The organism is Mesorhizobium sp. LSJC285A00, assembly GCF_000503155.1.
GTDB lineage: Bacteria > Pseudomonadota > Alphaproteobacteria > Rhizobiales > Rhizobiaceae > Mesorhizobium.
In genome coordinates this window covers 13,673-38,790 of sequence record NZ_AYVK01000015.1, presented here as the reverse complement: position 1 = coordinate 38,790, position 25,118 = coordinate 13,673, and the positions used below count along the sequence as shown (strand labels likewise).

Annotated in this window: 22 protein-coding genes; 11 read left to right on the top strand and 11 right to left on the bottom strand. The window is 63.0% G+C overall.

From position 1 onward, the window contains the following. Nucleotides 1-37: 37 nt before the first annotated feature. Nucleotides 38-1,585: an alkaline phosphatase family protein gene (locus tag X726_RS154150; protein ID WP_023670086.1), complete on the bottom strand. Its 1,548-nt coding sequence runs from the start codon at nt 1,583-1,585 to the stop codon at nt 38-40. 217 nt (nt 1,586-1,802) lie between these two features. Between X726_RS154150 and X726_RS154155 the strand changes: the two genes are divergently transcribed. The 4 genes from X726_RS154155 (at nt 1,803) to X726_RS154170 (ending at nt 4,972) form a co-directional block, all read left to right on the top strand. Then, nucleotides 1,803-2,735: a VOC family protein gene (locus tag X726_RS154155; RefSeq protein WP_023670085.1), complete on the top strand. Its 933-nt coding sequence runs from the start codon at nt 1,803-1,805 to the stop codon at nt 2,733-2,735. Nucleotides 2,736-2,739: 4 nt separating this feature from the next. After that, complete coding sequence (locus tag X726_RS154160; protein ID WP_023670084.1) at nt 2,740-3,372, top strand: alpha/beta hydrolase; 633 nt, start codon at nt 2,740-2,742, stop codon at nt 3,370-3,372. After that, on the top strand, nt 3,365-3,664 hold the full coding sequence (locus X726_RS154165; RefSeq protein WP_023670083.1) for a GNAT family N-acetyltransferase: 300 nt from the start codon (nt 3,365-3,367) through the stop codon (nt 3,662-3,664). The genes X726_RS154160 and X726_RS154165 overlap by 8 nt, the downstream gene beginning before the upstream one ends. 249 nt (nt 3,665-3,913) lie before the next feature. Beyond that, the gene (locus X726_RS154170) at nt 3,914-4,972 is read left to right on the top strand and encodes a dipeptidase (RefSeq protein ID WP_023670082.1); all 1,059 of its coding nucleotides are present in this window, start codon (nt 3,914-3,916) and stop codon (nt 4,970-4,972) included. 3 nt (nt 4,973-4,975) lie between these two features. Here X726_RS154170 and X726_RS154175 read toward each other — a convergent pair whose 3' ends face one another. From X726_RS154175 to X726_RS154190, 4 genes are read right to left on the bottom strand one after another with little or no spacing between them, the layout of a single operon-like run. Beyond that, on the bottom strand, nt 4,976-5,221 hold the full coding sequence (locus X726_RS154175; RefSeq protein ID WP_023670081.1) for a hypothetical protein: 246 nt from the start codon (nt 5,219-5,221) through the stop codon (nt 4,976-4,978). A 2-nt stretch (nt 5,222-5,223) separates the two neighbouring features. Next, on the bottom strand, nt 5,224-6,450 hold the full coding sequence (locus X726_RS154180; RefSeq protein WP_023670080.1) for an aminomethyltransferase family protein: 1,227 nt from the start codon (nt 6,448-6,450) through the stop codon (nt 5,224-5,226). 51 nt (nt 6,451-6,501) lie between these two features. Beyond that, complete coding sequence (locus X726_RS154185; protein ID WP_023670079.1) at nt 6,502-8,067, bottom strand: NAD(P)/FAD-dependent oxidoreductase; 1,566 nt, start codon at nt 8,065-8,067, stop codon at nt 6,502-6,504. Further along, nucleotides 8,054-9,673, bottom strand: a complete 1,620-nt coding sequence (locus X726_RS154190; RefSeq protein ID WP_023670078.1) for an NAD(P)/FAD-dependent oxidoreductase — start codon at nt 9,671-9,673, stop codon at nt 8,054-8,056. Before X726_RS154190 ends, X726_RS154185 begins: the two co-directional genes overlap by 14 nt. Before the next feature lie 202 nt (nt 9,674-9,875). Between X726_RS154190 and X726_RS154195 the strand changes: the two genes are divergently transcribed. From X726_RS154195 to X726_RS154215, 5 genes are all read left to right on the top strand, one after another. Continuing rightward, nucleotides 9,876-10,676 carry a class I SAM-dependent methyltransferase gene (locus X726_RS154195; RefSeq protein WP_023670077.1) on the top strand — a complete coding sequence of 267 codons (801 nt, stop codon included), beginning with the start codon at nt 9,876-9,878 and terminating at the stop codon, nt 10,674-10,676. A 27-nt stretch (nt 10,677-10,703) separates the two neighbouring features. Continuing rightward, complete coding sequence (betI, locus tag X726_RS154200; protein WP_023670076.1) at nt 10,704-11,384, top strand: transcriptional regulator BetI; 681 nt, start codon at nt 10,704-10,706, stop codon at nt 11,382-11,384. A gap of 58 nt (nt 11,385-11,442) precedes the next feature. Then, the gene (locus X726_RS154205; protein ID WP_023670075.1) at nt 11,443-12,525 is read left to right on the top strand and encodes an ABC transporter substrate-binding protein; all 1,083 of its coding nucleotides are present in this window, start codon (nt 11,443-11,445) and stop codon (nt 12,523-12,525) included. Nucleotides 12,526-12,641: 116 nt separating this feature from the next. Then, complete coding sequence (locus X726_RS154210; protein ID WP_023670074.1) at nt 12,642-13,718, top strand: extracellular solute-binding protein; 1,077 nt, start codon at nt 12,642-12,644, stop codon at nt 13,716-13,718. After that, the gene (locus tag X726_RS154215) at nt 13,715-15,010 is read left to right on the top strand and encodes a flavin monoamine oxidase family protein (protein ID WP_023670073.1); all 1,296 of its coding nucleotides are present in this window, start codon (nt 13,715-13,717) and stop codon (nt 15,008-15,010) included. The genes X726_RS154210 and X726_RS154215 overlap by 4 nt, the downstream gene beginning before the upstream one ends. 40 nt (nt 15,011-15,050) lie before the next feature. On the opposite strand, the gene X726_RS154220 is transcribed toward X726_RS154215, so the two are convergent. From X726_RS154220 to X726_RS154230, 3 genes are all read right to left on the bottom strand, one after another. Then, nucleotides 15,051-16,124, bottom strand: a complete 1,074-nt coding sequence (locus X726_RS154220; protein WP_023670072.1) for an ABC transporter ATP-binding protein — start codon at nt 16,122-16,124, stop codon at nt 15,051-15,053. A 91-nt stretch (nt 16,125-16,215) separates the two neighbouring features. Further along, the gene (locus tag X726_RS154225) at nt 16,216-17,040 is read right to left on the bottom strand and encodes an ABC transporter permease (RefSeq protein ID WP_023670071.1); all 825 of its coding nucleotides are present in this window, start codon (nt 17,038-17,040) and stop codon (nt 16,216-16,218) included. Continuing rightward, complete coding sequence (locus X726_RS154230; protein ID WP_023670070.1) at nt 17,037-17,954, bottom strand: ABC transporter permease; 918 nt, start codon at nt 17,952-17,954, stop codon at nt 17,037-17,039. The genes X726_RS154225 and X726_RS154230 overlap by 4 nt, the downstream gene beginning before the upstream one ends. 293 nt (nt 17,955-18,247) lie before the next feature. Between X726_RS154230 and X726_RS154235 the strand changes: the two genes are divergently transcribed. Then, nucleotides 18,248-19,660, top strand: coding sequence for an aminotransferase (locus X726_RS154235; protein ID WP_023670068.1), 1,413 nt, complete (start codon nt 18,248-18,250; stop codon nt 19,658-19,660). A 15-nt stretch (nt 19,661-19,675) separates the two neighbouring features. On the opposite strand, the gene X726_RS154240 is transcribed toward X726_RS154235, so the two are convergent. Beyond that, nucleotides 19,676-20,878: an aromatic ring-hydroxylating dioxygenase subunit alpha gene (locus X726_RS154240; protein ID WP_023670067.1), complete on the bottom strand. Its 1,203-nt coding sequence runs from the start codon at nt 20,876-20,878 to the stop codon at nt 19,676-19,678. Nucleotides 20,879-21,381: 503 nt separating this feature from the next. Between X726_RS154240 and X726_RS154245 the strand changes: the two genes are divergently transcribed. Then, complete coding sequence (locus X726_RS154245; RefSeq protein WP_023670066.1) at nt 21,382-21,762, top strand: hypothetical protein; 381 nt, start codon at nt 21,382-21,384, stop codon at nt 21,760-21,762. A gap of 228 nt (nt 21,763-21,990) precedes the next feature. Here X726_RS154245 and X726_RS154250 read toward each other — a convergent pair whose 3' ends face one another. Next, on the bottom strand, nt 21,991-24,081 hold the full coding sequence (locus tag X726_RS154250) for a hybrid sensor histidine kinase/response regulator (RefSeq protein ID WP_023670065.1): 2,091 nt from the start codon (nt 24,079-24,081) through the stop codon (nt 21,991-21,993). A 223-nt stretch (nt 24,082-24,304) separates the two neighbouring features. Continuing rightward, nucleotides 24,305-25,033, bottom strand: coding sequence for a response regulator transcription factor (locus tag X726_RS154255; RefSeq protein WP_023670064.1), 729 nt, complete (start codon nt 25,031-25,033; stop codon nt 24,305-24,307). Nucleotides 25,034-25,118: the final 85 nt, after the last annotated feature.

The window sequence follows — 25,118 nt, the reverse complement described above, 5'->3', positions numbered from 1 at the left end:
ATCAGGCCGCCGGAAACATTCTGCTGCCTGCTGCCTCCTACTGCCTGCCCACATACCCCACCACCCCCTGGCCCGTCAGCTCTGCAAGCGCCAGCGACTGGTCGAGATGCTCGGCGCGCCAGGCAAGCAGCCGCTCGGCAAATTCAAGCCGCACGCTGAGATAGGCCGGGTCGGCGGCAACGTTGGCCAGTTCGCCCGGATCCTTCTCCATGTCGAAGAGCAGCGGCGGCAGGCCGCCGCCGAAATGCACGTATTTGAATTTTTCCGTACGGATGACGGCGAGGTTGCACTGGCGCGAGCCGATGCCGAAATGCCGTTCGGCCTCACCGCTGGCAATCGAGCGGAAGTCGAACTCCCAATGCGCCGCGTCGCGCCAATCCTTAGGCGGTTCATCTTGCAGGAACGGTTTGAGCGAGCGGCCGTCGAGATGCAGCTGGGCGTCGGCGTCCAGCAGATCGAGCAAGGTCGGGAAGATGTCGACGGCTTCGGTGAAGTGGTTGACGGTCGAGCCGGCTGCATTGCCGTGACCCGGGTCGCGCACGATCAATGGGATGCGATAGCTGCCGTCGAAGAAGCCGCCTTTGCCCAGCATGAAATGGTCGCCCATCATCTCGGCGTGGTCCGAAGTCAGCACGATGATGGTGTCATCCCAGGCATTCGCCGTCTTGATCGCTTGCCAGATGCGGCCAAGCTGCGCGTCGACCTCCGAGATCATGCCGTAATAGATCGCGCGGATGGCCCGGATGTTGTCGTCGCCCCAGTCGCGCACGTGGCCGTCGGTGCCGGGGCGGAAGCTTCTCCGCTTCTGGCGACCAAGGTCGTAAGCCAGATAGGGATGGCTCTCAGCTTCCACCTGCCAACTTTCCTGGCGGCGGAAGGCAGGACCATCGGCTGGATCATACAGAGTGTCGTACGGCTGCGGCACGACAAAGGGCGGATGCGGGCTGATGAAGGAGACATGCGCGAACCATGGCGCATCCTGCTCGTCGAGCCAGCGAATGAATTCGCCGGCAAGAAAAGCGGTCGGCGTCTCGTCGCTGGAATAGACAGGCGGCGCATTGGTCACGGCGTCGCCCGCTTCCCCGCCCACGGGACGGTGAATGCCGGGAGAGCCCGCGCTGGTGTCGACGCCACGTGCCTTCAGCCATGACAGCCATGGTTTCTGATGCTCAGGCAGGAACTGGCGAACGCTGAAGCCGGGCAGCACGCCCTCATAGCTTTTCAGCCGGGGATCGCCCGGCGCCATCGTGCGCGGATCGGGCGAGACATCGGTGTAGCCGAACAAAGTCGGATCATAGCCGAGGGCGCGGGCCGAAAGCGCGATGTTGCCGTGGCGGGCGTCGAGCGGCGTGCCGTTGCGGCAAACGCGATTGTTCATCTGGTAGAGGCCGGTGTAGAGGCACGCGCGGGCCGGCGAGCAGGGCGCCGCGCCGCCGTAATGCCGCTTGAATAGGACGCCTTCGGCGGCGAGCGCATCGGCATTCGGCGTCTTCACCACGGGATGGCCGGCAGCCGACAGGCAATCGCCCCGCCATTGGTCGCAGGAGATGAATAGGACGTTCGGTCGTCTGCTTTTCGCGGCCAATGCTCTATCCTCTCACGTCGGGAAGACGTTCAATGAACCGGAATTTGGCGGCAGCGCAAGCCTGTCAGCCCTGCCTAAATGGTGAACGAAAATTTCCTGCTGTTCACTATTAGGATACAGTCCATTCTGAGTTTGCCGCCTTTGCCATTGCCGGGCGGCCCCTCATATAGGCGTGGACAGCGGCAACGGCCGCAAACCCAAGGGAAGGAGCAAGACAATGCTCGACCAGATCAAGGGCCTGCATCACGTGACGTCGATGGCCGGCGATGCGCGCCAGAATAATGATTTCTTCACGCACAAGCTCGGCCTGCGCCGGGTCAAGAAGACCGTCAACTTCGACGCGCCAGATGTCTATCACCTCTATTATGGTGACGAGCACGGTACGCCCGGCTCGGTGATGACCTATTTTCCGTTCCCCGACATTGCCAGGGGCCGCCACGGCGTCGGCGAGGTCGGTACCACGGCCTATTCGGTGCCGGCCGGCACGCTCGGCTATTGGGAAAAGCGCTTCGCCGATGAAGGCGTTGCGGGTGTCTCCCGCGAAGAGACGTTCGGCGAGAAGCGGCTGGCCTTCGCCGGTCCCGACGGCGACGGTTTCGCGCTGGTCGAAGACAAAGCGGACAGCCGCGCGCCATGGTTGAAAGGCGGCATTCCCGCTGATGAGGCGATACGCGGCTTCCACTCGGTCTCGCTCAGATTGAAGGATGGTGGCGCCACGGAAGAGCTGTTGAAGTTCATGGGCTATGAGCAAGTGGACAAGTCCGGCAGTGTCAGCCGGCTCGCCATCAAGAACGGCAACGGCGCTGATGTCGTAGACATCGAATCGCTGCCTACGGCGGGCTTTGCCAATCTCGGCGCCGGCTCGGTCCACCATGTCGCCTTCGCGGTGGAGAACCGCGCCCAGCAGCTCGAAGTGCGCAAGGCGCTGATCGATACGGGTTATGGCGTGACGCCGGTGATCGACCGCGACTATTTCTGGGCGATCTACTTCCGCACGCCGGGCGGCGTGCTGTTCGAAGTCGCCACCAATGAGCCGGGCTTCGACCGCGACGAGGACACCGCCCATCTCGGCGAAGCCCTGAAACTGCCGACGCAGCACCAGCATCTGCGGCCCTATCTTGAAGAGCATCTGCAGAAGCTGGAAGGCTGAGACGATGAGCAAGGAAGCTTACATCCATAAGGCGCTGCCGGGTTCGCCCGGCGGCCCGCTGCTCTTCGTCTTTCACGGCACCGGCGCGGACGAGAGCCAGCTGCTGTCGCTTGGGCGCGACCTCGCGCCACAGGCGACGATCGTGTCGCCGCGCGGCGATGTTTCCGAGCATGGTGCGGCGCGTTTCTTCCGCCGCACCGGCGAGGGCGTCTACGACATGGACGACCTCGCGCGGGCGACCGGCAAGATGGCCGGTTTCATCAAGGCGCAGGTGGCAGCGGCAAGGCCATTTTCGGTCTTGGGTCTCGGCTATTCCAACGGCGCCAACATCCTGGCGTCCGTAGTGTTCGCCGCGCCCGAGCTGTTCGATGCGGCGGTGCTGATGCACCCGCTGATCCCGTTCGAACCGCAGGTGCAGGGCAGCCTTGCCGGACGCCGCATCCTGGTCACCGCCGGCAAGCGCGACCCGATCTGCCCGCCCAACCTGACGTCGCGGCTGGAAGCCTATTTGCGTGCCGATGGCGCCGATGTCACAGTGGAGTGGCACGATGGCGGCCACGAAATTCGGCCAAACGAGATCGAAGCGGCAAGGCGGCTTTTCGCTGCCGTGCCGGTTGAAGGAGCAAGCGATGCCTGACGAATTGCCTGAGATCGAACTCGAGGACCGCGGCTCGAAGGGACGTTATGTGCTGCGCGGACCCGGCGGCGCCAAGGCGGAGATGACCTTTACCAAGGTCGGCGAGCACCAGATCATCATCGATCACACCGAAGTGCCGGACGTGTTTCGCGGCCAGGGCGCCGGCCTTCGGCTCGTCACCCGCGCCGTCGAGGATGCGCGGGCAGTGGGCAAGAAGATCATCCCGCTCTGCCCCTTCGCCAACGCCCAGTTCCGCCGCCATCCGGAATGGGCGGATGTGCTGAAGCAATAGACCTTTTTCCCTTCTCCCCTTGTGGGGTGAGCAGCCGGTTCGCCGCAGGCGAATTCATCGTGCCAGTGGCACGATGAAAGGCCGGCGAACGCCGGGACGCTGCGAAGCAGCGGGGACCGGCAGGTGGTTGGAGTCGCTCAGCCACAAGAGCGAACACCTCTCTGGCATTTGCGCAGTTCGGCCTTCTTGCCTAAGTACACAGTTCGCTGCGGTTCGTCCGCTCCTGCCAACTGACCGAATGGCTTCCTGATGACCGAACCCGATCTCGTCCCCGTCTTCGACGGCCACAACGACACGCTGCTGCGACTGTACCAGTCGAAAGACACCGACGTCGAAAAGCTGTTCATCGAGGGGACGCAGGGCGGTCATATAGATCTGCCGCGCGCCAAGAAGGGCGGCTTTGCCGGCGGCATGTTCGCGATCTTTCCACCGCCGGTCGAGAAGAGCAAACGCTCTGCGGTGCCGCCGGCGCCGAGCGACAATGAGCCGTTGCCGCCGGAACTGCCGCGCGCTGATGCGCTCAATTCCACCATCGGCATGGCCTCGATCCTGTTTCGGCTGGAGCGCGCGGGCGCGCTGACCGTCTGCCGCAGTGCCGGTGACATTCGCGAGGCGATGGCGAAAGGTTCGATCGCGGCGGTGTTTCATATTGAAGGCGTCGAGGCGATCGATCCCGAACTTACCTTGCTCGACGTGCTCTACGAAGCCGGCCTGCGCTCGCTCGGCATTGTCTGGAGCCGACCCAACGCCTTCGGCCATGGCGTCCCGTTCCGCTTTCCGTCGTCGCCCGATACCGGACCGGGGCTGACCGATGCCGGCAAGGCGCTGGTCAAGGCCTGCAATCAGCTCAAGATCATGATCGACCTGTCGCATCTCAACGAAAAGGGCTTTCGCGATGTCGCCGCACTCAGCGATGCGCCGCTGGTCGCCACCCATTCGAACGTGCATGCGCTGTGCACCCATTCGCGCAACCTGACGGACTGGCAGCTCGGCGCTATCCGCGAGACCGGCGGCATGGTCGGGCTCAACTTCGCCACCGGCTTCCTGCGCGAAGACGGACGGATGAACTCGGACACCAGCCTCGACATCATGGTGCGCCATGTCGACTCGCTGCTGCAGGCGCTGGGCGAGGACGGCGTCGGTCTCGGCTCCGATTTCGACGGCGCCATGATCCCGGCGGTCATCGGCGACGTTGCCGGTCTGCCGAAGCTGATAGATGCGCTGGCCGCGCGCGGTTTCGGACGCGCGTTGATCGAGAAGATCGCCTATCGCAACTGGCTGAGCGTTCTCGAAAGAACCATAGGCTGAGGCTTAAGCGCCCATGCGCTTCAGCCAATCCTGGCCGCCGCGATCCCTGATCATCGGCAGCGGGTTCTCCCAGTCCAGCCGCGCGCAGATGCGGTAGACTTCGAGCGTCTCGGCGCTCATTTCGCCGCGCTTGTAGAAGTACATGGCGGCGGCATAGCGGGCGCGACCCGACCATTTTTCGCCGAGCGGCGTGTTGACCAGCTGCCACTGTTCGGCGGCTTCCGCCTCATCATCCGGTTCGTTGGCCATGATCAGAAATCCGCCGGCGGATTGGCGGTGCGGCGGTCGAGCTTGATGAAGGGACGGGCCACCACCTTGGCCCGCTTCATCAGCTTCTGGTACTGCAACTCGCGCATTGCGTAGATCTCGACCCAGAGGTCTTCGACCATCCTATCACCATAGGGACGCGTCAGCGAGGCGATGGCGATATTGCGCTTGGCCATCGGCGACCACATGGCGGCGCTGACCAGCCCGACCTCCTGATGCTTCTTGTGATAGACGATGGCGTGTTCGGCCGGGATGTTGCCTTCGATCTCCAGCCCGACCAGCACATGGCGCAGCTTGCGTTTGGCGCGCGCGTCGAGCATGGCGCGGCGGCCATTGAAATGGCCTTTTCCCAAATCGACCATAAAGCCGAGACCGATCTCGTCCGGCATGCGCAGACGGTCGGCGCGAATGGCATGCTCGGCGGTGGTGAAGTCGGCATTGGCGACGATGAGGCCGGCTTCCAGCCGGGCGCGGTTGAGGGCGGCGTAGCCGATGGCGCGGATGCCGCGCAGTTCGCCTGCCGTCATCAGGCGGTCCCAGAGGCTGAGCGCTTTTTCGGCCGGCACGAACAGTTCGTAGCCGAGATCGCCGGTGAAGCCGGTGCGCGAGATGGTGATAGTGCCGCCATCGTGCGGGAACTCGGCGAGATCGAACACTTTGAGTTTTTCAAGGCCGGCAAAGCCGGCCTCGCGCAGCACGGCGAAGGAGGTTGGGCCTTGCAGAGCGAGACCAGCGACGCTTTCAGTCTCTTCTTCGACGGTCACTTCGAAACCGATGGCGCTGTCGAGCAGCCAGGGCAGGTGCCGCTCCTGCGAACACAGGCGGAAGCGGGTCGGCGACAGCCGGAACAGCGTGCCGTCATCGAGGACAAAACCTTCGTCGTCGCACCATGCGGTGTAGTGGACGCGGCCCGGTTTCAGCTTGGTGACATCGCGCAGCGTGACGCGATCGAGGAAGGCTTCGGCATCCGGCCCCTCGATGCGGTATTTGGTCATCGGCGAGATGTCGAACAAAGCCGCCTGGCTGCGGATGGCGAAGTATTCGAGTTCCTCGTCCCACAGCGAATGCGGCGCGCGATAGCCGGCCCAATTGTACCAGTCCTGAGTTTTGGCCAGCGCATCGATGCGCGGCTGGAACGGCGTGCCGAGACGCAGTGTGCGGAAATGCGACTGCGCTGTGGTGCGGGCGGCGTTGTTGATCGGACTCGTCATGACTGCATTCCTTCGCCGTAAAGTGCGGCGTTGACTGGCTGAAACATCCGATCATCCCTTCATCGCGATGATGCGCCGCGCCGCATTCAAACCAGGAGCACCCGAAACGCCGCCGCCCGGATGCGAACCGGCGCCGGCCAGGAACAGCCCCTCGATCGGCGTGTCGTAGCCCGACCAGCCGGAGACGGGCCGCGACATCAACATCTGGTCGGCATGCAATTCGCCGTGGTGCCAATGGCCGCCCGGCATGCGGCAATTGGCTTCGATATCGGCTGGCGTCAAAAGCTCGGCATGCAGCACGGACTTGCCGATACCGGGGGCGTACGCTTCGAGCTGCGCCATAACAGCCTTGAGGAATTTCGGCTTGCCGGCATCCCAACCCTCTTTCAGCGCATAAGGCGCGTATTGCACGATCGCCGACAGCACGCAGGCGCCGCTTGGCGCGAGCGACGGGTCGGAGAGCGACGGCAGTGTGATCTCCATCACCGGTTCGGCTGAGAACTCGCCATATTTCGAAGGGTTGAAGGCGCGCTCGACATGGTCGGCCGAGGGCGCGATGACCAGACGGCCCTTGTGATTATCGGCGCCGACGCCGAAAAATTGCGGTTGCCGTTCGAGCGCCAGATGGAGCTTCGCCGCGTCGCCCCTCATGCGGATGTTCTTTACCTTGCGCACGAAACCCGTGTCGATCTCGCGCGGGCCGACGAGATCGAGCATGGTCGTCGCCGGGTTGATGGCGGAGACGATCGTTCTGGCGTGCAGCACCTCGCCGCCGTCGAGGGTCACGCCGAGGGCGCGCCCTTTCTCGACGACTATTCTGGCCACGGGCGCTGCCGTGCGGATGGTGACGCCGGCTTTCTCCGCCGCCGCGCGAATGGCGGCAACGACCGCACCCATACCACCTTTCGGCAGCATCTGTGCCCCGGCCGCACCGTCAGTCTCGCCGGCCAGCCGGTAATAGAGGCCAAGCAGCGAGGTCGGCGAACGCGGGCCGAGGTGGCTGCCAAGCGTGGCGTCGAAGGCAAGCAGGCCCTTCAGCCTGAGATCGGCAAGCTGTTCGTCGAGCAGGTCGGCGACGTTCAACAGGAGCACCCGCAGGAAATCGCGCATGTCTTCCTTGCCGAGCTTTTTCAGCGCCACGGCCGTCTGGCCGAGCGCTGCGGTTTCAAGCAGGGACATGCCACCGAGATCGGGCGGGCGCCGCGACAGGAACGGTTTCAGGATGCCGGCATAGCGCATGAGTTGCGCGCGCAATTCCTTCCAGGCGGACTGCTCGGACGGAGTGGAGCCGGTCAGCACTTCGCCATAGGCGCCATGCAGGACAAGCGGCGGGCCGTCCCTCGCCAAGGCGACCGACGGAATGAAGTCTGCGCGGGTGACCTGCAGCCCGTGTTTCTCCAGCTCCAATGTCTTCACCACGTCGGGGTGCAGGCGGTTCAGCACATGCGCGATCGAGGAGACCCGAAAACCTGGCGCAAACTCTTCGGTGCGCGCCGCGCCGCCGACATCGCCGGCCGCTTCCAGCACCAGCACCTTGCGGCCGGCTTTCGCCAGAGTGGCGGCAGCGACAAGGCCGTTATGGCCGCCGCCTATGATGATGGCATCAAATGACGTCATGGGCCGGGCTCATATGGGAGGTCGATTTGGCGAGGTCGCGCAGGATCTCGGCTGCCGCATTGCGGCCGGGTGCGCCCATGACGCCGCCGCCGGGATGTGTCGAGGAGCCGCACATATAGAGCCCGCCGACCGGCGAGCGGTATTGTGCGTAGCCCGGCACCGGGCGGTTGAACAGCAGCTGGTCGAAGGTCAGCTCGCCCTGGAAAATGTTGCCTTCGGTGAGGCCGACCTCGGCTTCGATCTCGCGCGGCGTGCGCACCTCCATATGGACGATGCGGTCGCGGAAGCCTGGCGAGTATTCGGCGATCTGCGCAACTACGCTTTCGGCGAAACCGTCGCGGTCGGCATCGGTCCAGTCGCGGCCGTTCACCTTGGGCGGTGCGTACTGCACGAAGCAGCTCATGAAATGCTTGCCCGGCGGCGCCATGGTCGGGTCGAGCGTCGTTGGGATGACCATGTCGAGGAATGGGTCGGCCGACCAGCGACCGGCCTTCCAGTCGTCATAGGCGCGCTCCATGCGCTCCATGGAATCGGTGAAATGCATGTCGCCGCGATAAACGGGTGAATCCTTCGGCAGTGCCGGGAATTCCGGCAGAGAATCCAGCGCGATGTTGACCTTGCCGGAGGAGCCGCGGATCTTGAAGTTCCTGACCCGCCGCAGGAAAATGTCGGGCAGTTCCTTCTCCTCGACCAGTTTCAGGAATGTGCGTTTGACGTCGGCGTTGGAGACGACGAGCTTGCCGTAGACCTCCTCGCCGCCGGCCAGCACCACGCCCTTGGCCTTGCCTCGGCTCACCAGCACATGGTCGACCTCGGCGCCGGTGCGGATAGCGCCGCCGGACGCCTTGAATGAAGCGGCGAGCGCCTTGGTGACGGCGCCCATGCCGCCGCGCGCATAGCCCCAGGCGCCGACCGAGCCGTCGACCTCACCCATATAATGGTGCAGCAGCACGTAGGCTGTGCCGGGCGACATCGGCCCGAGCGCGGTACCGATAATGCCGGACAAAGCGAAGTTCGCCTTGATGACATCGGTCTCAAAATATTCGTCGAGGAATTCCGAGATCGACATGGTCCAGAAGCGCAGCGTCAGCGCCATTTCTTCTGATGACAGGCCGACGAATTTCTTGCCGAGATAGAGAAGCTCTCCGAGGTCGCGCGGCTTGAGACTGGCCGGGTCCGGTGCGGTGCGCATCAGCAGCGGCTGGATGAAACGGCACTGCCGCGTCACGTCGCGCGAATAGCGGTCATAGGCCTCCGCGTCGCGCCTGGAGAAGCGGGCGAATTCGCGCCGGTGCGCATCGTGGTCACGGTAGTTGGCGAGGTAGTCGCCGTCGCGGGTGAACACGGCGCCGCCTTCATAGGAAATAACCTGCAAGCCGAAACGCGGCAGTTCGAGGTCGCGCATGATCTCGGGGCGAAACAGCGAGCAGACATAGGAGCAGTTGGAGTAGAGGAAGCCCGGCGTCAGCTCGCGGCTGGTGGCGGCGCCGCCGACCCAGTCGTTCTTTTCCACCACCAGCACGTCGAGCCCGGCGCGTTGCAAATAGCAGGCGTTGACCAGGCCGTTGTGTCCGCCGCCGATGACGATCGCATCCCAAGCTTTCATTCGCGCCCAGCCTTCATGGTGCTCGACCCTTCATTTTTCGCGTGATTTGTCGCCGAATGCGCGGAATTTGGCACGGCAGCGGCTATTCTGTCCAGCCATTCTGAATGAATGTTCAACAAACGATATTGCGTTTTCCTGTTAATACGCTACGCTTTGCCGGCATTCGAACCTGCGCAATTCGGCTGACGGGACTTAAGGTCTGATGATCGAAACGGCAGATGGCGAGCCGGAATATGACGACGCCGCGATCCGCTTCCTCGAGGCGCTGTGGGGCGAGGGCTATCTGTCGCCGGGCGGACCAGACGAGGTCGACCGGGTGGTCGAAGGGCTGTCGCTCAGGGGCAAGACGATCCTCGACATCGGCTGCGGCTCCGGCGGCATCGCGCTGCATCTGGTGGAGCGCCACGGTGCTGCTCATGCCACCGGCTTCGACATCGAGCGGCCGGTGATCGAGGCGGCCAGAAAGCATGCCGCTGCACGAGGGCTTTCAGACCGCGCCAGCTTCGTCCAGGCGCCGCCGGGGCCGCTGCCTTTTGCCGACGCTTCGTTCGATGTCGTCTTCTCCAAGGATGCGCTGGTGCACGTGTCCGACAAGGACGCGCTGTTTGCCGAAATCTTCCGTGTGCTGAAGCCGGACGGCGTCTTTGCCGCCTCCGACTGGCTGATCGGCCATGACGGCGAGCCGTCATCTGAGATGAAGGCCTATGTCGCAGCCGAAGGCCTGTCCTTCGCCATGGCCTCGCCGGCACGCTATGCGCAAGCGATGCGCAGCGCCGGCTTTGCCGATGTCGCCGTCAGAGACCGCAATTCTTGGTATCGCAAGGTCGCGCGCGGCGAGCTGGAAAGGCTGAAAGGCCCGCTCTACGAGACGGCGGCAGTCGCGGTCGGAGCGGCCTATGTCGACAAGAACATCAAGACCTGGGAAGCCATGCAGAAGGTGCTTGACAGTGGCGAGCACCGTCCCACTCATCTTCGCGGGTGGAAGCCGGCTGTGGTGGGATAGCCGGCAAGGTGGAGCATGACGGCACCGATGAAAGCTGCAGCGCGCGAAGAGCGATCCTCCGACACGTCTGGAAAAACCGAACCGGAAAAACGCGGCCGCAAGGCGTCGAAGGAGGTCAGGCAACAGCAGCTGATCGAAGCGACCATCGATTCGCTGGCCAAGCGCGGTTATTCGGAAACGACGATGGCCGATGTCGCTGACGGCGCCGGCCTGTCGCGCGGCATCGTCAACTTCCATTTCGAGAGCAAGGAGAAGCTGCTCGTCGCCACGCTTGCCTATATGGCCGACGAATATGCGGCGCATTGGCGCGTCGCGCTGACCAAGGCCGGCGAGGATCCAGCCCGGCAGCTGCGGGCGCTGGTCGCCGCCGATTTCGACCGTTCGATCTGCAACAAGCGCAAGCTCGCGGCGTGGTGCGCGTTCTGGGGCGAGGCCAAGTCGCGGCCGACCTACCAGGCGCTGTGCGGCGCGCGCGACGCGGCCTACCAGAAGATCTTCATCGACCTCTGTGCCACGCTCAAGCAGGGCGGTGGTTACGCCTATGAGCCGCAGGTCATGGCCCTGGCGCTCAGCGCCATGCTGGAGGGCTTGTGGCTGCGGCTGATGATGGGGACCGAGGACGTCACCCGTGAGAGCGCGCTGCAGGCGGCAAACGAATTCCTGTCGGCCGCCTTTCCGAAGCACTACCCGCCGGACAGCGGACGTTGACAACAACCGGCGGATCCAAGCCGGAGCGAACAATCAAAAACAAAGAGGATGGAACAGCATGAAAAGAATAACCCGACGCCTGACACTGACATTGGCGCTGACGGCGACGCTGGCTGGTTCGGCCGCGGCGATTGCGGTCGCCGCCGACAAGGACCTGATCGTGTTCGACTGGTCGGGCTATGAGGACCTGAGCTTCCACCCCAGATATGTCGAGAAGAACGGCGACTCGCCGACCTTCGCCTTCTTCGGCGACGAGGACGAAGCCTTCGAGAAAGTGCGCTCCGGTTTCAAGGCCGATCTTGGCCATCCCTGCTCGCAGAGCGTGACAAAGTGGCGTGAGGCGGGGCTGCTGCAGCCGCTCGACACCTCGAAGATCACCGGCTGGAAGGATCTCAATCCCGGCATCATGGCGATGAAGGATCTGGCCACCACTTCGGACGGCAAGGCCTGGTTCATGCCGTGGGACTGGGGCAACACCCAGCTCACCTACAACTCCGACAAGATCGACGCGAAGGATGTGCAGTCGCTGAAGGCCTTCTCCGATCCCAAGTTCAAGGGGCGGGTCTCGATCGGCGACAATGTCGACGACGCCTATGCGCTGGCCAGCCTTGCCATGGGGCTCAAGGACTGGACCAAGATGACGGACGACCAGTTCAAGCAGGCGTCCGACTTCCTGCGCCAGGTGCACAAGAATGTCCGCTCCTACTGGACCGATACCACGGACGTCGTCCAGTTGCTGAGCGGCGGCGAGGTCGATCTCGCCTGGGCATGGAACGATGCCACGGTACAATCCGTCGCTGCCGGTGTGCCGATCAAGTCCAAGAAGGATACGGACGAAGGCATCTCGACCTGGGTCTGCGGCTACGTGCTGTTCAAGGACGCACCCGGCAATGTCGACAAGGCCTATGACTACCTCAACGCGATCAACGATCCCGAGACCGCCAAGGTGCTGGTCAAGGACTGGGGTTATGGCCAGGCCAACGCCAAGGGCATGGCCGGCGTCGACCCGGCGATCCTGAAAGAAAAGGGCTATGACGACGTGCAGAAATTCGTCGACAAGACCCTGTTCCAATCGCCCGTGCCGTCGTCGCTCAAGCTCAAGATGATCGCCGAATTCGAGAAGATCAAGGCAGGCTACTAAAGCTCTGTCCGGCCTCCTCCGTCTGCCTGTCAGTGCGCCGGGCAGACGGTCTCGCCAAGGCCGCTGAAATTCCGTAACGTCGCCCGGCCGCTTTTCGCGATGAGGAGTTTCGCGCCTTGAATTCCATGCTTCGCCGCCTCGCCCTTGCCGCTGCTCTTACAGTCGGCGCCGGCGCCGTGCTTGCTTATGCCGAAGGCGGCGGCGACCTCGTCGTGTTCGACTGGTCAGGCTATGAAGATCCGTTGCTGCACCCCGACTACACCGCCAAATACGGCGCCGAGCCGACCTTTGCTTTCTTCGGCGACGAGGAGGAAGCGTTCCAGAAGATGCGCGCCGGCTTCAAGGCCGACATCGCCCACCCCTGCTCGCAAAGCGTGACCAAGTGGCGCGCGGCCGGCATTCTGCAACCGCTCGACACCTCCCGGATCGCCGGCTGGAAGGATCTCAATCCCGGCATCATGGCGATGAAGGATCTCGCCGTCACCGCCGACGGCAAGGCCTGGTTCATGCCGTTCGACTGGGGCAACACTTCGCTGCTCTACCGCACCGACAAGGTCACGGCGGAGGAAGCGCAGTCGCTGAAGATTTTCGCCGATCCCAAATTCAAGGGCCGCGTCACCATCGGCGACAATGTCGATGACGCCTATGCGCTGGCCAGCCTGGTCATCGGCCTCAAGGACTGGACCAAGATGACCGACGCGCAGTTCCAGGAGGCGTCCGCCTTCCTGCGTGACGTCCACAAGAACATCCGCTTTTACTGGACCGACGACACCGACCTCAACCAGGCCTTTACCGGCAATGAGGTCGACCTCGTCTGGGGCTGGAATGAGACCTTCGTGACGCTCAAGGGCCAAGGCATGCCGATCGCCATGAACCGCGACACCAGGGAAGGCATATCCACCTGGGTGTGCGGCTATGTGCTGATGAAGGATGCGCCGGGCAAGCTCGATCAGGCCTATGATTTCCTCAGTGCGGTCAACGCGCATGCCGTGTCCGATTACTTGGTCAAGACCTTCGGCTACGGCCACGGCAACAGCGCCGGGATGGCCGCGATCGACCATCAGGTGCTGAGCGACCGTGGCTTCGACAATCTCGACAAGTTCTTGGACAAGACGCTGTTCCAGCAGCCGGTGCCGCCTGAGCTCAAGCAGCGCATGGTCACGGAATTCGAGAAGATCAAGGCCGGCTATTGAGCGACAGGACTGAAAGACCCGATGTCGTCATCGTCGGCGCCGGTTTCACCGGCCTGTCGGCTGCGCTTGAGCTGAGAAAGGCCGGCATCGATGTCGTGCTGCTCGAAGCACGCGACCGCGTCGGCGGCAGGGTCGAGGCTATTCGCAACGGGCTTGGCGAGCGCATCGACAGCGGCGGCCAGTTTTTCTGCGAAGACATGCCGGAGGTGACGGCGCTGGCCGCGTCCCGTGGCAAGGCCTTCGTCGAAACCTATGTGAATGGCGATTTCATCACCCATCCATCGCTGTCGGTCGAAGAGGCCGAACGGACCTATCATGGCGCGATGGCAATCCGCGAGCGGATGAATGCGATCGAGCCGGACGATCCCTCGATCGCCGGCATGAGCGCTGCCGCCTGGCTCGAACGCCAGCATGATCCCACTGACGCCAAGACGGCTTTTCGCTCGATGATCGAAGGCCTGTGGTGCCTGGCGATGGACAAGGTGCCGCTGTGGTACCTCATCGACAATGACCGCCGCATCACCAACGAGGTGCCTGAGCTGCAATATTCGCTGCTCGAAACCATGCAGTCGCTGGCCGAGGATATGGCCGGAGATCTCGGCGACAGGGTTTGGCTGAACGAGCCGGTTACGCGCATCGAGCACGGCCCGCAAGGGGTTCGTGCCGTCTCGGCAGGCAGCTCCATCGAAGCGCGAAAAGTGCTGGTCGCGCTGCCGCCGGCGACGGCCGCGAAGCTGGATTTCGCGCCCGCTCTGCCGCCGGCTCTCGCAAAGGCGCTCGGCGTCTGGGAAAGCGGTGCGGTGGTCAAGATCCTGGTGCGCTATCCCACGCCGTTCTGGCGCGAGCGCGACCTGTGCGGCATGGTGATGTGGCGCGACCTGCCGGGCCTGTTCGCCTGTGACGCCAGCAAGGATGCGCAACATGCCGCGCTGGTCGTCTTCGTCGGCGGACCACTGGCGTTGCGTTGGCGTCCGCTCGCGGACGCGGCGCTGCGTGCGGAGGTCACGGCAAGGCTCGTTGATGCCCTTGGCCCGGAGGCGGCCGGCATTATCGATTTCAGCCAGCGCGACTGGATCGATGACCGCTGGAGCGGCGGCGCCTACAGCGACCTAATTGTCGATGTGACGGCACGGGATGCCGAGCGCACGATCCGTGCCGGCGCTGCCCCGGTTCATTTAGCATCGTCGGAACTGTCGCCGTCATTCCCGGGCTATGTCGAAGGCGCCATCGTGATGGGGCGGATCGCAGCCAAACAGATCGCGACGGAACTTAAAATTCTTAGTGGAGCATGATCTTATTCCGAAAATCGGTTCCCACTTTTCGGGATCATGCTCAGTCCGCCATCGCCACCAGGGCCTCGGGATCGTAGCCGAGGCGGACCGACGTGCCGACGGGGATATCGTCGGCGCCGAAGTCGTTGGTCTCGGTGACCGACAGTGGCTTTTCCAATCCGGGTATCTCGACGATCAGGTGGGTGATCTCGCCAAAATAGTGGCGTTCGACCACCTTGCCGGCCACTTCGAATTTCGCCGTCGCATTGTCCCACAGCACGCGCAATCGCTCCGGCCTGATGCCCAGAGTGGCGCCGCCGCCATTGCGCATGAAGGCCTTCGGCTTGTCGGTCCTGACGCGGCCGAAGCCCAGCGTGTCGACGACCAGCGAGGCGGCATTCTCCTCTATAATCTGCGCTTTTACGAAATTCATGCCGCCGAGGAAATCGGCGACCTGGCGGTTGACCGGCCGCTGGTAGATTTCCTTGGGCGAGGCGACCTGGGCGATCTTGCCGCGGAACATTACGGCGATGCGGTCGGACATAGCGAGCGCCTCATACTGGTCATGGGTGACCAGCACGAAGGTGATGCCGACCGCCTGCTGCAGGCGGCGCAGTTCGACCTGCATCTGCTCGCGCAATTTCTTGTCGAGAGCCGACAGCGGCTCGTCGAGCAGCAGCACCTTGGGCCGCATCACCAAGGCGCGGGCGAGCGCCACGCGCTGGCGCTGGCCGCCGGAAAGCTCGGTGGCGAGGCGTTTGCCGAGGCCGGTGAGCGACACCTGCGCCAGCCCTTCCTCGACGCGGCGCTTTTCTTCCGTTCCTCCCAGCCTGAGCCGTTTCAGCCCATAGGCGACATTCTGCTCGACATTGAGATGCGGGAAGATGGCATAACTCTGGAATACCATGTTGGTCGGCCGGCGGTTGGCGGGGATGCCTTCCATCGACTGGCCGCCGACCGAGATCGAGCCGCTGGTCGGGTTGTCGAAACCGGCAATCATGCGCAGCAGCGTAGTCTTGCCGCAGCCGGAAGGGCCGAGCAGCGAAAAGAATTCGCCCTCCTTGATGGTCAGCGAGGCGTCGTCGAGCGCCTTGAACGCCCCATAGCTGCGGGTAACGCTGCGGATTTCGATCATTGCTCGGTCGGTTTGGGGTCGATCAGATTGGGCCCGCTCGGACTTATCTTGCTTGGATGGTTCATCCTGAGGCCGTTCGGCCCGGGACTGCTCAGGCATAGAGGCCTCCCTCGCTCTGGGTGCGTCTGGCCGCATGGCGGCGCAGGATCTCGGCAACGGTCATCAAAACGAAAGAGGCAACCAGCAGCAGCGTGCCCAGCGCCAACACACCCGGCAGCTTGGCGGCAAAGCGCAACTGGCCCCAGATATAGATCGGCAGCGTCGTCTCGGTGCCGGTCAGGAAGAAAGCGATGACGAACTCGTCGAGCGAGATGGTGAAGCAGACCAGGAGGCTGGAAATGATCGCCGGCGCCACCATCGGCAGCGTCACCCGCCGGAAGGTGCCGAAGGCACTCTCGCCGAGATCGGCGGAGGCTTCTTCGAGGCTGCGGTCGAAGCCCTCGAAACCGGCGGTCAGCACCGTCATCGAATAGGGAATGCAGATCAGGACATGGCCGAGTACGACGGTGAACAGCGAAAGGCTCAAGCCCAGTTGCAGCATGACCAGCAGCATGGAGATGGCGAGGATGATTTCCGGCAGCACCAGCGGCGCCATGATCAGGCCATTGATTGTGCGGCGGCCGGGATAGCGGTAGCGGGTGATCGAGCGGGCGGCGAGGATGCCGAGCAGCGTCGCCAGCACCGATGCCGAGATACCGACGATCAGGCTGTTCCAGGCGGCGTCAAGCAGCGCCGGCGTCTTCGGCAGGTCTTGGTACCATTTCAGCGTATAGCCGGTGAGAGGAAATTTTGGCGTCGGCGCGGTGTTGATCGAGAAGATCGGCAGGAAGATCACCGGCAGATAGAGAAAGACGACGTAGAGGAAGGCGTAGGCGGACAGCCAGCCGCCGGGAAAAAGGCGCCGCCTCGCTGTCATCGCGCCAGCCTCTGCAGCGCGCGGATGATGAGCACGGTGGCGCCCGCCATCAGCGTCACGACCAGCATGGTGGTCACGGACAGTGCCGCGCCGAGTGGCCAGTTGGAGGCCTTATGGAACTGCGACTCGATGGCATTGGCGATCATCACGCCATCCTTGCCGCCGACCAGCCTTGGGGTGACATAGTCGCCGACGGTGGGGATCATGACGATGAGAGCGGCCGAGATGACGCCCGGCTCCGACAGCGGCAGCGTCACGCGCAGGAAGGAGCGCAGCGGGCCGTCGCCAAGATCGGTGGCAGCCTCGACCAAGGTGCGGTCGACCTTCTCGAGCGAAACGAAGATCGGCAGGATGGCGAAGGCCGCCCAGGCGTGTGTGAGCGTGATGATGACGGCGCTGGAATTGTAGAGTAGCGCGGTCGATGGTTCGTCGATGATGCCGAGGCCCATCAGGCCGGAATTCAGCACGCCATTATAGCCGAGGATGACTTTCCATGACATCACGCGCAGGAGATAGCTGGTCCAGAACGGGATGGTAATCAGGAACAGCCACAGGCTCTTGTGGCGACCGCCATGGAACGAGATGAAATAGGCGATCGGATAGGCGAGGATGACGGTGAAAAAGCTCACCGTCAGCGAAATGTAGAGCGAGCGCCAGAGCAGATCGCGGTAGATCGGCTCGGTCAGCGCGATGCGATAATTCTCCAGCGTGAATGTATGGTCGATGGTGAGGTAGTTCTGCGTCCAGAAGGAGTGGGCGAAGACCACCAGGATCGGCACCAGCAGCAGGATCAAAGCGTAGACCAAGGTCGGGCTGATCAGGGCAAGGCCCTGGACGGACTCGGACTGCAGAAGGGCGTTTCGCCTTGCTCGCGTCATGCGCCGCGTGGGCACCCCTTCGGCAGCTACCGTCATTGCAGCGACCCGGGCGTGATCTCGGTTGCTGGCTCGAACTGTTCCGCCATGATGCTCCCTTCGACCGGGCCGGCTGCCTGTTCCCAATTTTTGCGGAGCGCGCTTTGCTGGCCGAGCTCCAAGCTTGCCGGCTTTCTTTCATCATGAGCGCATCCGTGCATTGAAATCAAGCGCTATTTCTGTAATATTGATTGAACGGACATTCAAAATGGAGTGAAGAAAGCCGGCTTTCCTGCCCTTGGCGCTTCATGTTCTGTCCGGTGAAAATTACGCTCAGACGATGCGAGGCAATGATGGCGGCTGCAAGAGACCTAAGAGCGATGGAAATGGCTGACGGTGGCGATGCGGTCGAGCTGGCCAAGCGCCATCTCATCCAGCCCTGGCCTTATGCCGGCTCGGTCGGCAATGAAGCGCGTGCGCTGATTGGCGAGGGCGATGGCATCTACATCACCGATGTAACAGGCAAGCGACTGATCGACGGGCCGGCCGGCATGTGGTGCATCAATGTCGGCCACCGCCGCGAGGAGCTGGCCAGGGTGATGTACGACCAGGCGATGATGCTGTCCTACAACACGCCCTGGTATACGATGAATGCGCCGTCGGCCGAGCTCGCCAAGCGCCTCGCCGATCATGCGCCGGGCGATCTCAGCCATACCTTCTTCACCACCGGCGGATCGTCGGCTGTCGAGACGGCACTGCGCTTCATGCAGTTCTACAACAATGTGCGCGGGCGGCCGGAAAAGAAGCTGATCCTCAGCCGCGGCGGCGCCTATCACGGCTCGACCTATCTGTCGGCCTCGCTCAACGGCCGGCCGCGCGACCGCGACTGGATGGACGGCGCCGACGATCTGGTCGTCAAACTGTCCTCGCCAGACCCGTTCCGGCGGCCGAAAGGCATTGACATCGCCGCCTTCTGCGATTTCCTGGTCGATCAGTTTCGCGATACGGTCGCCCGCGTCGGCGCAGAGAAGATCGGTGCTTTCGTCGGCGAACCGGTGCAGGCATCCGGCGGCGTCGTCGTGCCGCCGGATGGCTATCTCAAGCGCATTCGCGAAATCTGCAGGGACAACGATATCCTCTATATCTCCGATGAGGTGGTGACCGGCTTCGGGCGGCTCGGCCATGTCTTTGCCTCCGGCGATGGCTTCGGCATCGACCCCGACATGATCACCTTCGCCAAGGGCGTTACATCAGGCTATTTCCCGCTTGGCGGCGTCATCATCTCGGAGCGGCTGCTTCAGGAAATGCGCCGTTCCAACCATCCCGATGCGATGTTCGGCCATGGCCTGACCTATACCAGTCATCCCATCGGCTGCGCGGTGGCGCTGAAGAACCTCGATATCCTGGAAGACAGCGTGCTGGCCCACACGCGCGATGTCGCGCCCTATTTCCAGGCGCAGTTGAAGACGCTGGAGGAACTGCCGCTGGTTGGCGAAGTCCGCGGCATGGGCCTGATGGGCTGCGTCGAGTGCGTAGCCGACCGCGAAAGCAAGGATCCGCTGCAGCTCGACAAGGATGTCGGCAAGCGCATCGACGCGCATTGCCACGAACTCGGCCTCCTGGTCCGGCCGCTGATCAACATGTGCGTGATGTCGCCGCCGCTGATCATCACGCGAGAGCAGATCGACGACATGGTGGCGATCCTGCGCGAAGGCATTTCGCGGACCATGGATGATCTGCGCAAAGAGGGCGTGTGGCAGGGGTGACTGGCAGTTCCGCCCCTACACCTGCGAGCGCATAGCCTCATTGAGGTTCCACATGTCCTTCTCCTCCGGCGCCGTCTCCAGGCCCAGCACCGGGATCTGCTTGCGCAGATGGTCGTGGTGGGTGCGCACACCGTATTCGAGGTCGGAGAGATAAAAACCCTCGAAGGCCTCCGAGATCATGGACTCGTTTGACCAGACGGAAAGCTGCACGTCCTCGTTCATGGTGTCCCGGTCGATGCGGTAGGCGAGATAGCGGGCGGCCGCCTGTTCCCGGGTCTCGTCGGGGTAGCGGTAGATGGCGCCGCGCAGCAGCGTCTCGCCGGTCGACAGCGGGAACTCCTGATAGAACTGCACCGATTCCGGCATGATCGACAGCGCGTTGTTGGGGAAGATGCCGTAATAGATCCAGGCCCTGCGCAGATGCTCCGGCAGGTGTGAGGCATCGGGCGTGAGCTTGATGTATTCGCGCACGCTCCAGCGCCGGCCGGCATGCGGATTGTAGGTGGCAAACGAGCGCGACACGCCGTCGATGAACGGCTCGTCGAAATAGGTTGAGCCGTAGAGATCCTGCAGCGCCGGATGCGCCATGGCAACGTGGTAGCCTTCATTGTCGACGTCGCGCACCGACTTCCAGTTGACCGGCGTCTTCTGTGTCCAGATGCCCCAGGACGGCACCATCTCGGTCACATTGTAGTGTGCCATCTCGGCCTCGATCGGCTTCAACAGTTCGGCCACCGAAGGCTGCGGGCCGCCCTTGCGAAAGCGGACAAAGATGAAGCCCATCCATATCTCGAGGTTGAGCGGCATCAGGCCGAATTCGGTCTTGTCGAGCTCGGGGAAGGAGCGCGGCCGGGCGGCGCCGCGCAGCGTGCCGTCGAGATTGTAGACCCAGCCATGGAACGGGCAGACCAGCGCGTTCTTGCAGGTGCCCTGGCTGTCGGCGACGACGCGGCTGCCGCGATGCCGGCACATGTTGTTGAAGGCGCGCACGATGCCGTCCTTGCCGCGCACGATGAGCGCCCGCTCGCCGACCACGTCCATAGTCAGATAGTCGCCGGCATTCGGCACGTCGCAGACATGGCCGGCGATCTGCCAATGGTTCCGGAAGACGTATTCCTTCTCAAGTTCGAGAAGCGCGTCGGAGTGATAACTCCAGCCCGGCAGACCCCGCCGGTCCCAATCATTGGGGATCGCCACGTCACGGAGATGCGGGTTCATAAAAAAGCTCTTCTTTTATTGAATACTCATTCAATAAAACCATATTTTACATTGAAATGCAATGGCTTGTAGAAATCACAACTTTTCAAGTCGGCACAACAGGACCAGCTGAAAGCCAGAAAATCCCGGAATATCCGGGCGTTAACCGGGGGCGTGAAATAGCTGTCCGGCATGCGGATTTGGCCGTGCCGAGCTTGCAAACACGGCCCGCTCCGAGACGAAAATACCTGGCGTCCGCAAATTCGATCCGCAGTGTGAGCTTGTTCATAGTGCGGCCGACAGGAAGCGGGCTTGGTGCGTTCGCGGCCCGCCTGTCGTCAACATTTGATTGCCCGGATGAAACAGCTTCGCAAACGCATCTTGCCGTCGGCACATGACCGGATCTGTCCGGATATGCCCGAATTTCTTGTTTCAAACCTGTTACGCGGGCAAGCCAAGCGCATCATTCGCCCGTTACCAGGCGCGCTTAGGTTCGTTTCATAAGAAAACGAAGGGGAGCAGCAATGCATACGAAAGTCGAGATCACTAGCAACGAACGACGCGCCAAACTGGCACTGCGTCAGCGCGCCAGCGACCATCCGGTTGCGATGTTCTCCATGCTGGGCGCCTGCGCTCTGGCCGTCATGTTCCTGACACCGGCTTCCGGTCCGGCTTTTGCTTCGCTCAACCCGCCGGCCAATGTTGTCCAGGGCGCGCCGACCACCATCAAGACCGCCCGGCTGCCGGAGCCGGAAATCGATTTTGCCTGCCAGGGTCAGGCCTGGGGCGCCGAGAGCGCGGAGTGCCTGCGCGTCATCGCCGCCCAGTCCGGCGTGCACAAGGCGCGTTCCGTCCGCATGATCGCCAACGCAGCGCCGCTGACCACGACACCCAACGTTTTCTGAACCTCCCGAGCGCTTCCTCCCGCGCTCGTTCTTGGCTCCCGCCGCTTCCCTCGGTTGGGAGCCTCTTTTTTAGGGCCTATCGATATTCGGGTGAGGCCGGCCTGCGCATGGAGGTTCCCTGCGCTTCCGGTGCTCGCGTACTTCAAGTACGCTCCGCTCCGGTTCTCGGGAACCACCATTCTCGACTCCGCCTGACCCGAATCTCGATACGTGGGTGCTTCGGAAAACTTAGCCGGCGGCGGCGACCTGGTCGGCTATTGCCGAGAGTACGCCGCGGACGTCCAGCGTCGAGAACGGCTTTTCCAGGATTTGCGGGCGCTGCGGCGCCGGCAAGGCTTCGATCTCGGCCTTGGCGCCGATCAGGTCGCCGGTTACCAACACGAAGCGTTTGGCCAGCGCCAGGTTGTCGGCGAGCAATTCGCGGTAGATGGCAATGCCGCTGGTGCCGGGCATGCGCAAGTCGGAAAAGACGATGTCTGGCGGCATGTGGCCGGTCAAGGTCGCCGCCGCCGACGTCCAGGCCGGCACGACCCGCGACTTGATACCCATCAGTTCCAGGATGTCGGAGAGGGAGCCGGCGACGTCGGGTTCGTCGTCGATGATCAGCGCATGGCGCAAGCCGCTGGAACGAGCCGGGCTGTCGCCGGCTGCTGCCGCGCCGCCGGTGATTACCGGCAGCTGGACGACGAAGCGCGCGCCACGCGGCAGCACCTCCTCGAACCAGATATTGCCGTTGTGGCGCTCGACGATCGATTTCGAGATCGACAGGCCGATGCCGGTGCCGACGCCGACCGGCTTGGTGGTGAAATAGGATTCGAAGATGCGGCTGCGGATCGCCTCGGGAATGCCCGGTCCGTTGTCCTCGACCGAAAACCCGGGGTTGCCGCGATCGCTGCGGAATGTCCGCACCTTGATCAGGCGGTCGCCGCCGATACCGGCCAGAGCGTGTTGGCTGTTGATCAGGAAATTGGCGGCCACCTGCGTGACGTGGTCGGCATCGGCCATCGCCAGCAGCGGGCCGGGCGCGAAATCGGTGTCGATGATGATGCCGCTCGAGCGTGCGCCATAGGCGGTTACTTCGAGTGCGGCGCGGATCACCTGGTTGAGATCGGTCTCGGCCTGCGCCGCCGGATGCAGGCGCACCATCGACAGGAAGCTTTTGACGATGCGGCCGCAGCGCTCGGCAGCGGCGCGCACTTTCTCGGCGCGAACCTTGGTCTGCGGGTCGGTGGCGAATTCATGCAGCAGCGTCGACTGCGCAACGACCACGGCGAGCGGGTTGTTGAGCTCGTGCGAAACACCGGCCAGCAGTGAACCCATCGCCGCCATCTTCTCGTTCTGGTGCAGTTTTTCGCGCTGGCGGTTGATCTCTTCTTCGGCGCGCAGCTTATCGCGCAGATCGCGGATCGAACCGAAGATGAGCTGACGGTCAGCCACCCGCATCTCGGTCGCCGTCAATTCGATGGGAAACACCTCGCCGGCCGCATTCTGTGTCACGGTCTCAAGCCGTTGGCCAACCATCGGCGCGCCGCGGCCAGACATGTATTCGGCGCCCGAGACATAGCCCTTGCGGTAATATTCCGGCACCACGGTATCGAGCAGGTCCTTGCCGAGGATGTCGCTGCGCTGATAGCCGAACATCTTTTCGGCGGCCGGATTGAATTCGATGATCGAGCCGGTCTCGTCGATGACGATGATGGCGTCGAGCGACGCCTGCAGCATGGTGCGGCGGATGACTTCGCTGGCATGGGCGTCGGACGGCGAGTGCTCGATGGCGTCGCCGATGGCGAGCGCGATGATGTGCATCGTCGCCTCTTCCTCTTCGGTCCATTCGCGCTCGTTTAGGCAGTCATTGACCGCGAACGTGCCCCACAGATGACCGTGCGCGAACACCGATACCGACAGGAACGACTTGATGTGCTGCTTTTCGAAATCGGCCCTGAGGAACCCGTCGAGATCGCGCGTATGGCCGGCGAAGATCTTGCCTTGCCGCTCGTCCTCTCCAATCCGCTCCAGCAGCGGATCGGTATCGACGATCGACTGCATGATCACCGTCGGCGAAGCCAGTTCGCCGCCGAAGCGAGGATCGATCCAGTAGGCGGCGACCGATTGGGCGAAGCCCTGGCCGGGCAATTCGCGCAGCCTGAACAGGATGCCGCGCTGGCAATTCATGGCGCTGCAGAGCGTTTCGAGGATGGTTTCCATCTCGCGCTGCCAGTCGCCGGCATCGCGCAACCGGCGGACGACGCGCACAGCCGCCATCGCGGCGCTCTGGCGAGCGCCTTGCGGGTCCATACGTGGTGCTGGTTCAGCGGTCATGTCAGCCATCAGTAAAGGGCCGTCGAATTAGGCAGCTATGGAGCATTTCACGAAAAAGGTGAAACGCTCCATGTTTCAATGCAATCCCGAACGGAAAATCGCTACGCACTGTTCCTGGAATTGCTAGAGCGTTTCACCGTTTCACGGAAACGGAGAAGCCTCTATCTCTTTGTTTTTACGCAATTCCGGGCGGAAAACCGCGTACACTTTTCCTGTAATTGCTCTAGTGCCCGTCACCGGTCGGCAGCGAGAAGATATAGCCTTCGCCGCGCACTGTGCGCAAAAATTTCGGATTGGCCGGATCGGTTTCGATCTTCTTGCGCAGCCGCATGATGCGAATGTCGACGGCGCGCGACGATTCAGGATCCTCAACAAAACCAATCGCCTCGGAGATCGCCGATCGCGTCAACAGCCGGTTGGCGCGGGTCAGGAAAACCTCCAGCACATCGAACTCGCTCTTGGCCATGTCGATGACGGCGCCGTTGGCGCCGGTGACAAGCCTGCCGTCGAGGTCGGCCTGGAACGGGCCGAAGGTCAGGCGGCGGCCGCCATCGGCTTGTGTCTTCGCCGCCTGGGGCGGGCTCGGCTGCGGAACGCGGCGCAGCACGCTGCGCACACGAGCCAGCACCTCACGCAACTCGTAGGGCTTGACGATGTAGTCGTCGGCGCCAAGCTCCAGCCCGACAATGCGGTCGAGTGCGGTGCCGGCAGCCGTGGCATAGATGATGCCGACCGGTATTTTCGAGCGCAGCCAGCGGCCGAGCGACAGTCCGTCCTCGCCCGGCATGGCGATGTCGAGAATGGCCAAATGAAACGATTCCGTCTCCAGCAAGGCGCGCGCCTCGGCCGCGCTTCCGGCCTGGGTCACATCGTAGCCGTTGGCGCCGAGATACTCGGCGACCGCGTCCCGGAGATCGGGCTCGTCCTCGACGATGACAATCCGTGCCCGCACTATGGCCTCGCTCCCGCTTTCAGCGGAAAGTAGATTGGGTATAAACATGATGTCCAGCACTCATATCCGGTTGCGGGGGAACGGG